Source organism: uncultured Roseobacter sp. (assembly GCF_947491795.1).
Taxonomy (GTDB): domain Bacteria; phylum Pseudomonadota; class Alphaproteobacteria; order Rhodobacterales; family Rhodobacteraceae; genus Roseobacter.
On record NZ_CANLKW010000032.1, the window covers coordinates 1 to 668 of the forward strand.

Consider the following 668-nt stretch of genomic DNA (forward strand, 5'->3'; position numbering starts at 1 on the left):
AAATCAATTCAGTGCATGCTCGCTGTCATTATTTTGGCATCCGCTGCCAAGGCTCAAGACCCGACGCCTGCACTTCCAAGTCCTGATGCCATACGCGCACATTATCAAAATGCTTCGGCCAGTTGGCCAACCATACCTCGCACGGCACAAGTGGCTTTTGTCGTGGCTAACGATCGCCGCTACTTTGAACAAACATTTGAAAAGTCCAGGATGGTTGAATGGGTCGGGAAGCATTATCCAGTAGCACTACAACGAATATGGCTTGCCCGGAGAGCGCTTGCCTTTTCGATAGTTGACGCGCTTTCACGTGAAGAGGTTCTAAACTGGTACGTGAACCAAATTTACTTAGGGCAAGGCTGCTATGGTCTTCCTGCTGCAGCTTATGCTTACTTTGGAAAACCCGTTGGAGACTTACGACTGGAAGAACTCGCCTACTTGGCAGGCCTTCCCGCTGCACCAAGCTCCTTTCATCCTGTCAAATTTCATGATCGAGCTGTAGAGCGCAGAAACTTCGTCCTTAAAGAGTTGCTGGAAGCGGGCTTTGTCACAGAACGTGAGGCTGAAACTGCAATGCGAACCGATCTGGTAGTCGTGCAAGCATTGAACCCCTGCGAACCGGAGGAATAGCTGTCATTTGAACGAGATGCAGAATTGATCAATTTGGGCTC

Annotated in this window: 1 protein-coding gene; it reads left to right on the forward strand. The window is 49.7% G+C overall.

Annotated elements, in window-relative coordinates; translation table 11 throughout:
* A partial coding sequence (locus Q1A34_RS21945) for a transglycosylase domain-containing protein (protein ID WP_300039651.1) occupies nt 1–627 on the forward strand: 627 nt, incomplete at its 5' end.
* Nucleotides 628–668: the final 41 nt, after the last annotated feature.